This is a genomic window from Leucobacter soli, from assembly GCF_042659205.1.
Lineage (GTDB): Bacteria > Actinomycetota > Actinomycetes > Actinomycetales > Microbacteriaceae > Leucobacter > Leucobacter soli.
In genome coordinates this window covers 1-11,956 of sequence record NZ_JBHSRW010000059.1, presented here as the reverse complement: position 1 = coordinate 11,956, position 11,956 = coordinate 1, and the positions used below count along the sequence as shown (strand labels likewise).

13 protein-coding genes and 2 tRNA genes are annotated in these 11,956 nt (G+C 69.7%); 9 read left to right on the top strand and 6 right to left on the bottom strand.

The annotated features are described in order from the left end of the window. Positions 1 to 534: 16S rRNA (cytidine(1402)-2'-O)-methyltransferase (rsmI, locus tag ACFPZL_RS05800; RefSeq protein ID WP_382334865.1), on the bottom strand; the 534-nt coding region annotated here is incomplete at its 3' end. 82 nt (positions 535 to 616) lie between these two features. Between rsmI and ACFPZL_RS05795 the strand changes: the two genes are divergently transcribed. The 5 genes from ACFPZL_RS05795 (at position 617) to ACFPZL_RS05775 (ending at position 6,354) form a co-directional block, all read left to right on the top strand. Next, on the top strand, positions 617 to 1,777 hold the full coding sequence (locus ACFPZL_RS05795) for a thioredoxin domain-containing protein (protein ID WP_218115032.1): 1,161 nt from the start codon (positions 617 to 619) through the stop codon (positions 1,775 to 1,777). Next, positions 1,774 to 3,006: an MFS transporter gene (locus ACFPZL_RS05790; RefSeq protein WP_382334863.1), complete on the top strand. Its 1,233-nt coding sequence runs from the start codon at positions 1,774 to 1,776 to the stop codon at positions 3,004 to 3,006. The genes ACFPZL_RS05795 and ACFPZL_RS05790 overlap by 4 nt, the downstream gene beginning before the upstream one ends. Positions 3,007 to 3,080: 74 nt before the next feature. Further along, positions 3,081 to 4,394 carry an aminotransferase class V-fold PLP-dependent enzyme gene (locus tag ACFPZL_RS05785; RefSeq protein WP_218115030.1) on the top strand — a complete coding sequence of 438 codons (1,314 nt, stop codon included), beginning with the start codon at positions 3,081 to 3,083 and terminating at the stop codon, positions 4,392 to 4,394. Continuing rightward, complete coding sequence (gene sufU, locus ACFPZL_RS05780) at positions 4,391 to 4,861, top strand: Fe-S cluster assembly sulfur transfer protein SufU (RefSeq protein WP_218115029.1); 471 nt, start codon at positions 4,391 to 4,393, stop codon at positions 4,859 to 4,861. The genes ACFPZL_RS05785 and sufU overlap by 4 nt, the downstream gene beginning before the upstream one ends. A 239-nt stretch (positions 4,862 to 5,100) precedes the next feature. Continuing rightward, positions 5,101 to 6,354 carry a DUF4192 family protein gene (locus ACFPZL_RS05775; protein ID WP_218115028.1) on the top strand — a complete coding sequence of 418 codons (1,254 nt, stop codon included), beginning with the start codon at positions 5,101 to 5,103 and terminating at the stop codon, positions 6,352 to 6,354. 99 nt (positions 6,355 to 6,453) lie between these two features. Here the strand turns inward: ACFPZL_RS05775 and ACFPZL_RS05770 are convergent, their stop codons facing one another. Next, a complete protein-coding gene (locus ACFPZL_RS05770) occupies positions 6,454 to 6,876 on the bottom strand; it encodes a fluoride efflux transporter FluC (RefSeq protein ID WP_218115027.1) in 423 nt (140 codons plus the stop codon). Continuing rightward, complete coding sequence (locus tag ACFPZL_RS05765) at positions 6,873 to 7,334, bottom strand: CrcB family protein (RefSeq protein WP_236022021.1); 462 nt, start codon at positions 7,332 to 7,334, stop codon at positions 6,873 to 6,875. Before ACFPZL_RS05765 ends, ACFPZL_RS05770 begins: the two co-directional genes overlap by 4 nt. Before the next feature lie 114 nt (positions 7,335 to 7,448). On the opposite strand from ACFPZL_RS05765, the gene mscL reads away from it, so the two are divergent. Together mscL and ACFPZL_RS05755 are read left to right on the top strand one after the other, a co-directional pair. Then, the gene (mscL, locus tag ACFPZL_RS05760; protein WP_218115026.1) at positions 7,449 to 7,859 is read left to right on the top strand and encodes a large conductance mechanosensitive channel protein MscL; all 411 of its coding nucleotides are present in this window, start codon (positions 7,449 to 7,451) and stop codon (positions 7,857 to 7,859) included. A gap of 31 nt (positions 7,860 to 7,890) precedes the next feature. Further along, positions 7,891 to 8,364 carry an NUDIX hydrolase gene (locus tag ACFPZL_RS05755; RefSeq protein ID WP_268912059.1) on the top strand — a complete coding sequence of 158 codons (474 nt, stop codon included), beginning with the start codon at positions 7,891 to 7,893 and terminating at the stop codon, positions 8,362 to 8,364. Between the two features lie 18 nt (positions 8,365 to 8,382). On the opposite strand, the gene ACFPZL_RS05750 is transcribed toward ACFPZL_RS05755, so the two are convergent. From ACFPZL_RS05750 to ACFPZL_RS05740, 3 genes are all read right to left on the bottom strand, one after another. Next, positions 8,383 to 8,820 (bottom strand): DUF4190 domain-containing protein, encoded by a 438-nt coding sequence (locus tag ACFPZL_RS05750; RefSeq protein ID WP_218115025.1) that lies wholly within the window; start codon positions 8,818 to 8,820, stop codon positions 8,383 to 8,385. Between the two features lie 184 nt (positions 8,821 to 9,004). Continuing rightward, complete coding sequence (locus ACFPZL_RS05745; RefSeq protein ID WP_218115024.1) at positions 9,005 to 10,576, bottom strand: MFS transporter; 1,572 nt, start codon at positions 10,574 to 10,576, stop codon at positions 9,005 to 9,007. A gap of 110 nt (positions 10,577 to 10,686) precedes the next feature. Beyond that, entirely contained in the window at positions 10,687 to 11,235 is a 549-nt protein-coding gene (locus tag ACFPZL_RS05740; RefSeq protein ID WP_218115023.1) for a TetR/AcrR family transcriptional regulator, read from the bottom strand. A 198-nt stretch (positions 11,236 to 11,433) separates the two neighbouring features. Here ACFPZL_RS05740 and ACFPZL_RS05735 point away from each other — a divergent pair. Beyond that, positions 11,434 to 11,501: transfer RNA gene (locus tag ACFPZL_RS05735), tRNA-Pro, on the top strand. Positions 11,502 to 11,514: 13 nt separating this feature from the next. Further along, positions 11,515 to 11,588, top strand: a tRNA-Pro gene (locus ACFPZL_RS05730). Positions 11,589 to 11,956 lie beyond the last annotated feature (368 nt).

The following is an 11,956-nucleotide window of genomic DNA, read 5'->3' as shown; positions in this document are numbered from 1 at the left end:
CTCCGGCCCGAACGCCTCGGCGAGCGCGGTCAGCGCCTCGGCGAGGCGGGACGGCGCCTCGAAGAAGACGAGCGTGCGCGATTCGGCGGCGAGTGCGGCAAGGGTGCGCGAGCGCTCCCCCGCCTTGCGCGGCAGGAAGCCCTCGAAGGCGAAGCGATCCGTGGGCAGGCCGGCGACCGCGAGTGCCGTGGTCACCGCGCTCGGCCCGGGGATGGCGCTGACCCCGACACCGCGCTCGGCGGCGAGCTGCACGACACGGAACCCCGGATCCGACACGGTCGGCGTCCCCGCATCGCTGACGAGCAGCACGTCGTCGCGTTCGGCGCGGTCGACGAGGGACGCGGCGCGATCGCGTTCGTTGTGGTCGTGGAGCGCGACCAGCTCGGCCCGGGTCTCGACCTCGAGCAGCGAGAGCAGCTGGCGGGTATGGCGGGTGTCCTCTGCGGCGATCACGGCAGCGCCGGCGAGCGCCTCGCGCAGGCGCGGCGAGGCGTCCCCGAGATTGCCGATCGGGGTCGCGGCGAGGATGAGCATGCCCTCCATCGTAGGCGGCGGCGCTGTGCGCGACCGATGCTCCCATCAGCGTGCGAGGGTCGAGCCCTGCCAGAATGGGGGCATGAGCGAGCACGAGCACGAGCCGAGTCGACCCGCGGCTGAGGATCCGCAGGCCGATCAGTCGGCCGACCCGCAGCCCGACCCGCAGTGGATCCCGGTGCCGCCGCCGAATCCGTACACCGCGCAGGGCGGAGCCTCGACGGGGCGGGGCCTCGCGATCACGGCGATGGCGCTCGGCCTCGTCGCGCTGCTCACTGTCGCGGTCTCGGCCGTCTACTTCAGCGTGTTCGCCGTACTAGGAGCCGCCTTCGGCGTGGCCGCGATCGCGCTCGGCATCGTGGCGCTCGTCCGCGGGCAGCGACTGCGGGGGGCCAGCATCACGGGACTCGGTGCGGGCGCGATCGCCGTCCTCATCGCGGTCGGCGTGGGCGCGCTCGCCGTCGGCGCGCTTCTGCAGCCGGATCTGGGAGGATCCGGAACCGGCACCGCGCAGGGCCCCGACGCCGACGACGCACCCGCCGATACGCCCGATGACGCCGGCGGATCCGCCATCGAGTGGCCCGCGAACATGGCGACCGGCGGCATCATCTTCGGGGCCGACGGCGCGATCGCCCCGAGCGATGCGCTCGAGCCCGGCACCGCCCCGCAGCAGGCCGAGGTGCAGCGCGACGGCGTGCAGAACGACGTGCTCATCTACGTCGATTACCGCTGCCCGCATTGCGCCTCCTTCGAGGAGGCGAACGGGGATCTGCTGGAGGACGCGCTTGAGGACGGAACCACCACGATCGAGGTCGTCCCGCTGGTCTTCCTGGATCGAGCGAGCGAGGGATCCTACTACTCGTCACGCGCAGCGTCGGCGATGGCATGCCTCGCCGACGCCCGGGTGGCGGGTGCTTGGGAGTTCCACTCCGAACTGCTCGATCCGAGTGTGCAGCCGCAGTCCGGTGCCGGCCCCACCAACGAGCAGCTGATCGAGCTGGCGGAGGACGCCACCGACGCACCGCTCGATCCAACCGTTGCCGACTGCATCACGAGCGAGCGCTTCGTTCCCTTCGTGCAGGCGCTGAACGACTGGGTCTTCGCGAACCCCGTCCCGAACGCGATCGACGCCGAGCTTCGCGTCTCCGGCACGCCGATGGCGGTCGTGAACGGGGTTCCCTATGCCGGCGAGCCGTCCGACGGCGCGGCGTTCCGAGCGTTCTTCGAAGCGCAGACCCGGTGAGCGCGGCCGCGGAGGAGCCACCGGTCCGCGCGCTGCTGCAGCGCGTCGGCAGGAGCTACTTCCCGCTGGCGTTCATCGCGCGCCTCCCGTTCGCGATGACGGTGATCGGGCTGCTCACCCTCGTCGTCTCGGCACGCGGCTCGGTGCAGCTCGGCGGGCTCAACTCGGCGATGGCAGGGCTCGGCGTGGCCTGCATCGGGCCGCTGCTCGGCGCCGCGGCCGATCGCTTCGGGCAGCGCCCCGTGCTGCTGTGCGCGGGCACGGCGAACGGGCTACTGCTCGCCGCCTTCGCCTGGATCGCATTCAGTCCGCTCCCCGATGGAGTGATGCTGCTCTGCGCCTTCCTGATCGGTGCCACGTCACCGCAGATCTCGCCCATGTCGCGCTCCCGCCTCGTCACGATCATCGCCCATGACCTGCCGGTGCTGCAGCGCCCGCGGCTGCTGAACGGCGTGCTCGCCTACGAGTCGGCCATCGAAGAGGTCGTCTTCGTCTTCGGGCCGGTGATCGTGGGGCTGCTGGCCACGACGCTCGGCGCCTGGGCCCCGGTGGTGGGCGCGTCCGCCCTCACCCTGATCTTCGTGGTCTCCTTCGCGCTGCACCCCACGAGCCGGCCGCCGCGCACCCCGGCCGAGCGCGCGGCGACGCTCGCTCCGGCATCCGAGCTCTTCCGCCCGGCTCTGCTCGTGACCGTGCTCGGCATCGTCGGCGTCGGCTTCTTCTTCGGCTCGAGCTTCACGTCGCTGACGGCGTTCATGCAGGATCGCGGCGATCCGGAGAGCGCCGGCCTCCTCTACGGCGCCATGGGCGTCGGATCCGCGATCCTCGCGCTGAGCGTCGCCTGGATGCCCCAGCGATTCAGCCTGCGCGCGCGCTGGATCGCCTTCTCCGCCGTGATCCTGCTCGGCTGCGTCGTCCTGCAGCTGATCGACGACGTGGGCGGCATGGTGCTGAGCCTCGCGCTCATGGGCTTCGGCGTCGGCCCGACCCTCGTGAACCTCTACAGCCTCGGCGCCGACCGCAGCCCGGCGGGGCGCTCGGCGACCGTCATGACGATGCTGGGATCCGGCATCATGGTCGGCCAGTCCTCGGCGGCCTGGATCACCGGCGCCGTCGCCGACCATGCCGGCACCGCGACGGCGCTCGCGCTCCCGCTGGTCGTCGCGGTGATCGTCATGCTGGCCGGAGTCGCGAACTGGTGGCTGACACCGCCTGCCGGCGATCGCTGACCGGCGCACCCCGGAATAGTCGCGCGGCTCCGCGCGTTGCTGCCGATGACCCCTTCGAGTGGAAGAATGGTGACATGCCTGCTCTCAGCTCCGCCCTCAACGGCGCGGAGGTCGCCGAACTGCGCGCGGCCTTCCCGTACTTCGCCACGCCCCCCGAGGTCGACGGCCGCGCGGTCGCCTATCTCGATGCCGCGGCGACCTCGCAGCGACCGGCGCGGGTGCTCGACGCGGAGCGGTCCTTCCTCGAGCATGCGAACGCGGCGGTGCACCGCGGAACGAGCCAGGCTGTGGGGACGGCGACCGAGCTCTTCGAGGGTGCGCGCGCCGCGGTGGCCGGCTTCGTCGGCGCGGCCGCGCCCGAGCAGATCGTCTTCGCCGAGAACGCGACCGATGCGCTGAACCTGGTCGCGCTCGGGATCGCCGAGGCGAACGCGGGCACCGGGCTCGGTGTCGACGGCAGCGAACGCTACGCGCTCGGCGCGGGGGACGAGATCCTCGTCACCGAGGCCGAGCACCACGCGAACCTCATCCCCTGGCAGCGGCTGGCGAAGAAGACGGGCGCTGCGCTCCGTTACATTCCCGTCGACGAGCACGGCCTGTGGTCGCTGGACGACGCCCGCGCGGCGATGAATTCCCGTACGCGCATATTCGCATTCGCCCATGTCTCGAACGTGACCGGGTACCTGGCGCCCGTCGCTGAGCTCACCGCGCTCGCGCGAGCGGTCGGCGCGATCACCGTGCTCGACGCCTGCCAGTCCGTGCCGCATCTGCCGGTCGACTTCGGCGAGCTGGGCATCGACTTCGCCGCGTTCTCCGGGCACAAGATGCTCGGGCCCAACGGGATCGGTGTGCTCTACGGGCGCCCCGAGCTGCTCGCAGCGCTGCCGCCCGCGCGCACCGGAGGCAGCATCATCACGAAGGTGACGATGGAAGATGCGGAGTTCCTGCCCCCGCCGATGCGTTTCGAGGCCGGCACGCAGCCGGTCTCTCAGGTGGTCGGCCTCGGTGCGGCGGTCGCGTTCAGCACCGAGGTCGGGATGGAGCGGGCCGCCGCCAGAGAGCACGAGCTGGTGGAGCGCCTGGTCGACGGGATCCTCGCCGCGCCGGGGATCCGACTGCTCGGCCCGCAGGGCGTCGACGGCCGCGTAGCCCTTGCCGCGGTGTCGGTCGACGGGCTGCACGCGCACGACGTGGGCCAGTTCCTCGACCAGCAGGGCGTGCTGGTGCGGGTCGGGCACCATTGCGCCCAGCCCCTCCACCGCGCCCTGGGCATGGCTTCGAGCACCCGCGCGAGCGTGCATCTGACGACCACGGAGGAAGAGGTCGACCGCTTCCTCGACGCGCTGCGCGGGGCGCAGCGCTACTTCGGAGTGGAGGCGACGCGATGAGCGCGCTCGACAGCCTGTACCAGGAACTGATCCTCGACCATTCGAAGCGACCGATCGGCAAGGGCGAGTTCGTCGCACCCGAGGGCGCGCTCTCGGCCTCGCACCACGAGTTCAACCCCAGCTGCGGGGACGAGCTCACGCTGAGCATCGCCGTGGATCCGGAGTCCGGCCGCATCGAACAGCTCGCTTGGGACGGCCAGGGCTGCTCTATCTCGATGGCGTCGGCCTCCGTGCTGTCGCAGCTGGTGCGAGACGAACGGCTGACGATGGACGAGGCCCGCCTGCGGATCGACGCCTTCCGCGAGATGATCCAGTCGCGCGGCGAGGGCGAGCCCGACGAGGATCTACTGGGCGACGCGATCGCGTTCCAGGGCGTCTCGAAGTTCGTGATGCGCGTGAAGTGCGCGATGCTCGGCTGGGTCGCGCTCGAGGCCGACCTGCATCAGGTCGAGGCGCAGCGGCCGTAGCAGTCCGTGCAAGCCGGCCGAGTGTTGGCCGGCTGGGCTCTCACCGGCTGAGCGCGGGTCGGCCGATGCCGACCCGGCAGAATGCTGAACAGCAGGGCGTTGGACAGCCGTGCGTTGGGCAGCCGAGCACGGGTTCCGTTCGGCGCTCCCAGCGGGCCCATCCGCTGAATGTCTCCTGAGTTCCACGAACTTCTGTGGACAACCCGGATTCCGCCTCCCGTGCCGCCCAGCATGGAGGCATGACACTCGCCTTCCCCCGCCCCGTTCCCGCCCGTGCCGATCGCCGCAGTTCGGCACAGCCCTCAGCGTCCGTCGACCCGGGAACACACCGCACGATTCTGCGCTGCAACAGTACGGCGGACTTCCTCGCTGCGCTGCCCTTCCTGACCGGTTTCCGCGCCACGAACAGCCTCGTCATCGTGCTCTTCTCAGGCCGCCGCGCGGGTAGCGCGATGCGCGTCGACCTGCCCGATCCGAACGCGCCCGAGACCTTCGGATCAATGCTCGACTGCATCGTGGAGATCCTGCACCGGACCGGTGCCGGGCCGGCCGGGCCGGCCATCGTCATCACCACCAACCGCACCTTCTCCGAGGCCGCCGGCGCCCCCTGGTGGCGCTTCGCGAGGCAGATCCGACTCCGCTTCCGGCGGGAGGGCTGGCCTCTGCGCGATCTGGCCGTGATCGCACCCGACGGGTGGGCCGGGCTGCTCACCGATCGGATGCCGCAGCGGGGGCGTCCGCTCGCCGAGATCGACGCGAGTCCGATGACCGCCCGAGCGACGGCCGCCGGCGCGTCGAGCGACTCCTTCGAGGAGCTCGGGCGTCTCCCGGAACCGTCCGCTCGCAGGGCCGCTGCCGTGACGGCTCGGCTGGCGGAGCTGGATCGACGCGCCGCCGCAGGTGGCGACGATGCAAATGCCACCGCCGGCCGAGGGACCTCCGGCACTCCCATCTGGGTCGGCGGGCTCGCTCGCGTGGCGAATGCCTGCCTCGACGGCGAGGGCGCGCCGGAGCCGCTGCTCGTCGCAAGACTGATCCGCGCCTCCGAGCAGACCGATCCTTGGCTGGTGCTGCTGCTCGCCTCCATCAGCCGGGCGGACTTCGTGGTCGACCTCGTCGAGCAAGCGGCTCCCCGCCGATTTCTCGGGGCGCCCATCGACACCGGTGCAGAGTCGGGCAGCGGCGACCACGACTGGAGCATTCGCACCCTCCTGCAGGTGCTGGCCCGAGAACGGATCGATACCACCCGGCTGAGACGGCTCATCGAAGTACTCGGCGATGCCACCGTCCATGCACCCCGTGCTCGCCGCCCGGGGCTCTTCGCCCTGCTCGCCTGGGCGTGGTGGATGCGAGGGATGAGTTCCGTCGCCTCACGAGTCCTGGCAGAGTCCCAAGGGATCGACGCCGAACACGCCCTCAGCCTCATGGTCGCCCGGCTCGTCGCGGAGCCGCCGAGCTGGACCCTTCGCGCAGCGGTCGAGGCGGTCAGCTGATGAGGCGCGTCTCGATCCTCACCGAGTCTGCCGGGGCTGCCGGGGCCGCCGCGGTTACTGTAGCCAACGAGGTCGCCGCGGTCACCGGAAGAACGCCGCTCACCCCGCGATCATCTCCGCCAGCCACCAGCCGAGTCCGACCAGCGCCACCGTCACGACGAGTTGCACGAGCCCGTTGGCCACAGCAGCGACCCAGCGGCGCTCCCGCACCAGTCGCACGGTCTGGTAGCTGGCGGTCGAGAAGGTCGTGTACCCGCCGAGCAGGCCGAGTGCTCCGGCGAGCGGCCAGGAGTCCACCGTCGGCAGACCTCCGGAGATGGGTCCGGTGACGAGCAGACCGGCAACCACTCCGATCGCCAGTGAACCGCTGAGGTTCACGGCGAGTGTCCCCCACGGCAGCCCACCGCCCTCTGCCGCACGCTTCGCGACAGCCGCCGAGATGACGCCGTCGAGCAGGAAGCGGCAGACGGCGCCGATCCCGGCGGCGAACGCAGCGAGCAGGTGCAGCAGCAGTTCGTTCATCGTCCGCCTCGACTCTCCGCCGAACGCTTGGGCGGACCATCGGAGGAGATCGCAGTCGCGAGCAGCATCCCGAGCAGTGTCGCCACTCCGCCGAGGAGCACGGTGCCCAGGCCGTAGGCCGCCGCGATCCAGTAGGCGTCGTCGCGCACGAGCGCCGCGACGGCGAGTGCCAACGAGCTGTAGGTGGTGAATCCGCCGAGGAATCCGGTACCGAGCAGCAGTCGCGCCCGAGCGGCGCCGACCGACTTGCGCTGCGCCACCGAGTCAAGCAGGAGGCCGAGCAGGAACGCGCCGAGGAGGTTCGCGATGAGGATCGCTACCGGGATCGGGGCGCCGGGGCCGATCACCGCGGTCAACGCCTCGCGGGAGCCGCCCCCTAGGCAGCCGCCGAGCAGCACCCAGGCGATCGTGCTGGGGCGCAGCCATTCGCGCGTCGCGCGCATCGTCCGGTCCCTCACCTCTCCATTCTGCCTCTGGACGGGGCGACACGATCGCCATGCACGCGCTAGATTTGAGATCGTCCTCGCCCGGCGGCCGCTGATCGGGCCCCAACGATCCCAGAAGGAGCAGCTGTGAAAGGCTTCAAGGAATTCATCATGCGCGGTAACGTCGTGGAGCTCGCGGTCGCCGTCATCATCGGCGCGGCGTTCACCGCGATCGTCAACGCCATCGTCGACGGCATCTTCAACCCGATCATCGCGGCGATCTTCAACGCCGACGAGATCAACAAGGCCGTGCTGCAGCTCGGTCCGGTGACGCTCGGCATCGGTGCCGTGCTCGGCGCCGTCATCAACTTCCTGCTCATCGCCATCGTCATCTACTTCTGCATCATCGCCCCGATGAACAAGCTGAACGAGCGGGCCTACGTGAAGAAGCACGGTCACGCACCGTCCGAGGCCGAGGCCGACCCGACCGAGACCGATCTGCTCGCCGAGATCCGCGACCTGCTCGCCGCACGCGAGAACGGGCCTTCGGCCAAGTAGGGCGTTGTCGGTGCGCCCTGAGGTTGGACCCGTGAACGGCGGGCATCACCGGCCCGCCGTCACACCCGGGCCCGGCGCGGTGAAAGATATCGTCGTCAGCGCGGTGGTGATGCGCGATGCCGAGGGGCACGTTTTGAACGTCCGTAAGCGCGGCACACGGATGCTGATGCTGCCGGGCGGAAAGCCCGAGGCGGGAGAGGCGCCGGCCGAGACGGCGCTCCGCGAGTTCCGGGAGGAACTCGGGATCGCGCTGGACCCGGTTGCGCTTCGACCGGTCGGGAGCTTCCGCGCCGCAGCCGCGAACGAGCCGGACCACGAGGTCGTGGCCCACGTGTTCGAGCATCCCTACGTCGCAGGAGTCGCAGTGAACGCCGAGATCGAGCTCCTCGAATGGGTCGATCCCGCGGTGGTGCGCGACGACATGGCGCCGCTCAACACCGAGCACGTGTTCCCGGCGCTGCTCGCCGGCAGAGGCGACGGCCCCGCCCGCGCGCAACCCAGATGAGCAGGCCCGAGCCCGGAATCAGGCCGACCAGTACGGTGCCCCGGCGAGGATCCCGAGCCCGACGAGCAGCATCATCCCGAGCACCACGAGCACGGTGAGCGCGAGCATCGCGCCGTTCAACCAGACTCCCCAGAGCGCGAGCGTGCGCTCTCGCGTCTGCCGACGCAGTGCCAGTACCCCGAAGACGAGGCCGATGATCGGCGCGATGAACGTCCAGCTGCTGACGATCGACGCGATCCCGAGCACGAAGCTGGTGATGGCGAATGAGGCGCCGGCGTCCTGAGGCGCCGGTGCAGGCCCGGGCTGACCGGGACCGAACGTCGCTGGTGAGGCCATCGCGATCGCCGGCGCCTCGGTCGAGATCGCTTCACGTGTCGGCGCCTCGAGCGTCGATGTTGCAAGGATCGGCGCCTCAGGGGTCGGCGTCGCCAGGGGCGTGGTGTCGTGGTTCGTCATGATGGATTCCCTTCCGTCGAGCGGTGAACCCCGCATCGTGCCTCCACGCTACGACCGGCGGATCGTCCCGCGAATCCTCCTCCGGTACCGCGGAAGTCGTGCCACGGTACCGATCCGCGTCGCACTCGAGAACGATCCGGCTCGAGAACGAACCGGCTCGGCGAACCGACCCGCGAACCGATCCTCAGTGGGTCGCTCGGCCCAGATCCGTTCCCTTCGGTGTCAGGAAGAAGACGAGAAGCCCCACGGCGAGCATCATGATCCCTCCCACGATGCCGGTGACCTGCATCGATTCGGTGAAGGCGATTCCCGCCTGCTCAGCGAGCCCCGGCATCCCGAGCTCGCCGGCGATAGCGTCGGCCGCGCCGAGGGAATCCTCGACCTGCCGCTGCAGTTCGGTCGGCAGGCCCTGAGTCGCTTCGCTGGCCCGCAGGCCGGTCCGGTAGAGCATCGCGGCGATACTCCCGAGGATCGCGACACCGAGCACCGAGCCGAACTCGTACGACGTCTCTTCAAGGGCGCCGGCGCTTCCGGCTTTCTCCTCGGGCGATGCCTGCATGATCATCGCCGAGCCGATCGCGAGGGATCCGGTGCCGGCGCCGATGAGGGCAAGTGCAGCGATCACGGTCATGCTGGAAAGCTCCCCCGGCTGCATGCCGATGAGCAGCATCCCGATGCCTGCGACGCCGAGTCCCCCGCCGAGCACCGCACGCGCTCCGATGAGGCGGGCCAACGGCGGCGCTGCGAGCGAGGCGATCGCCCCCGCGACCGCGATCGGGAGGAGGCGCACGCCCGCTTCGACCGGGGTGGCACCGTCGATCAGCTGCATCCACTGCGCGAGCAGCAGCAGTGCGGCGACGAGGGCGAACATGGAGCCGAGCGCCGCGATGATACCTGCGGAGAACGGCCGGCTGCGGAAGAGCCGGAGGTCGAGGAGCGGCGCATCGCTGCGTACGCAGCGCACCCCGAACCAGACGAGCAGCACGATGCCGAGGGAGAATGCCACGAGCGCATCGGGCGCGGCGAGGGTCGCCCGTGCGCCGAAGATCTTGATCGCCCAGATGAACAGGCTCATGCCTGCGAGCGAGAGGACGGCCGCGACGAAATCCCAGCGCCCGGGGTTCGATACGCGGGACTCGGGCAGCACCAGGGCGCCGGCGATGACGCCCGCGAGCATGAGCGGCACGTTGATGAGGAAAGCGGCGTGCCAGGAGAAGTGTTCGAGCAGGACTCCGCCGACGAGCGGTCCGGCCGCCGCGCCGAGGCTGGCGATCGCGGCCCAGATGCTGAGCGCGGTCGCGCGCTGGCGGGGGTCGGGGAAGAGGACGCGGATCATCGAGATCGTCGTAGGCATGATCATCGCTCCCCCGACGCCGAGCAGCCCTCGGATCAGGATGACGCCCTCGGTACTGTTCGCGATGAGCACCAGGAGCGAGGCGCCGCCGAAGAGCAGGTAGCCGAGGAGCAGCATCCGTTTGCGACCCCACCTATCCGCGATGGCGGCGAAGGAGACGAGCAGGCCGGCGAGCACGAGCGAGTAGATGTCGATGATCCAGAGCTGCTGGTCCGAGGTGGGTTGCAGCTCGGCGGCCATGCTCGGCAGGGCGATGTTTAGGATCGTCATGTCCATCGAGATGACGAACATGCTCGCGAGGAGGATCACGAGCGAGCCCCATGCCCGTGCCTGGCTGACGCTCCGGGTGTTGAGGCTCGGCGCCTCGGCCTGCTGCGCGTTGGGGCGGGAGGTGGGTGGCATGATCGGGTCTTTTCTTCGGTCGGGAGTGCGGGCCGTCTCGGCGGGTCTGCGGTTTTGGGGTCTGCGGTTTCGGGGCAGTGATTTCTGCGCGGCAGCTTCGGGCTGCGGTGTCAGATGAGCGATCTGAGTGCGTCGCGGAGCGCCGCCTCGCTCACCGGGGTGTCGTGCAGGCCGGCGTGGATCATCGCCCCGTCGAGGAAGATCGAGACCGCGGTCGCCCGTTCGACGCCGATGTGCGCCGAGAGGATCTCGATGAGCCGGTCGCTCCACTTCAGCGAGAGCTCGCGCAGCCGCGGCTCGGTGGTGCCGTGCGCGGCGAGGGCGATGTCGGCGCGCACGGCGCGCGGATCGCAGAGGAAGGCGTGCACCTCCTTCGCGAGCTGCTCCGGGATGCGGTCGAGATCCAGCGTCGCCTCCATCTCGGCGACCGACTGGTCGATCTCGTCGGCGAGCTCGGTGAGGGCGGCCTCTCTGAGTTCATCGATCGAGGCGAAGTACTGGGTGGTGGAGCCGAGCGCGACCCCGGCGGCGGCGGCGACCGCCCGATGCGTGAGCGCGGCGGTCCCCTGCGTGACGATGATCTCGGTCGCCGCCTGCAGGATCGCTCGACGGCGCCCCTCGGGGTCGCGCTTGCGCGGTGCGGGCAGTGAATCGGCCACTTCTACCCCCTTTCAGTCGAGTCGACAGTTACCGTACTTTTGTACATGTACTTTTGTACAGCAAGGACGGGGTGCTTCGCAAGCCCCACGCGAGCGCCTCCCCGATCGCAGCCCTCCGGAGGCCGCCAGGTGCACGTCATCGAAGCCGAGAATTTGTGACTAAGATGGAGGGGTTGTCTCGCGCTGGCGCGACGACAGCGGGCTGTGGCGCAGCTTGGTAGCGCACTTGACTGGGGGTTAAGTGCAGTAGCCTCTCGTCGGCCCAAAATAACTAAACAACGGGTTGTGGCGCAGCTTGGTAGCGCACCTGACTGGGGGTCAGGGGGTCGCAGGTTCAAATCCTGTCAACCCGACGAAAAGCCCTGATGAGAAGCTATTTCTCGTCAGGGCTTCTCTCGTTTCTGGTGGGCTCCGGCGTGCTTCAGCCGGTGCAGAGCGGTGCGTGAGCGAGAGTCCGGCGGCTCTCGCCGATTCTGCTGGTGAAGGTTCTAGTGGGCCATCTAGTGGCCGCTAGTGGGCCAAATCCGGTGGCATGGCGATGCCCCTATCCCCTTCGCAGCAAGGGATCGGGTTTCTGATCGCTATAACTGGGGTCTTGTGGGCTGGACGCTCTCTTTCCGTTTGGCTGAGTTCGCGAGGAAGCGGTTTGAATTGGCCTGGTTTCAGTTCCGATCTTTATATAAGGATGGAACTACGATGCCAAGCAAATACGACCCTGAAC